This is a genomic window from Paraburkholderia sp. LEh10, assembly GCF_017814945.1.
In the GTDB taxonomy this organism is placed as follows: domain Bacteria; phylum Pseudomonadota; class Gammaproteobacteria; order Burkholderiales; family Burkholderiaceae; genus Paraburkholderia.
This window is the reverse complement of record NZ_JAGIPX010000288.1, coordinates 1-284: the sequence shown is the minus strand read 5'-3', so window position 1 is coordinate 284 and position 284 is coordinate 1. Positions and strand designations below refer to the sequence as shown.

The following is a 284-nucleotide window of genomic DNA, read 5'->3' as shown; positions in this document are numbered from 1 at the left end:
ATCAAGCCAGTTGGACTGCGCGGGATGTGCATTGAAGGATCAATGCTGTCCGAACACACCAATGCGAAAGATAGCCAGAAGCGTCCACGAATCGGCACGCGACAAGGCAAGGGCTATTGCGAAAACACCGGCATACAGGCAGTCACGCAAGGACCGCAAGAAGGTTGAGATCCCGTTTGCTCACCTCAAACGCGTCATGAAGCTGGATCGTCTCCGGCTGCGCGGACCATCAGGTGCGCATGACGAGTTCTTGCTGGCTGCAACTGCACAGAATCTGAGGCGAA

Annotated in this window: 1 protein-coding gene; it reads left to right on the top strand. The window is 55.6% G+C overall.

Annotated elements, in window-relative coordinates; translation table 11 throughout:
* Window positions 1–284: transposase (locus J8I87_RS44315; protein ID WP_209938961.1), on the top strand; the 284-nt coding region annotated here is incomplete at both ends.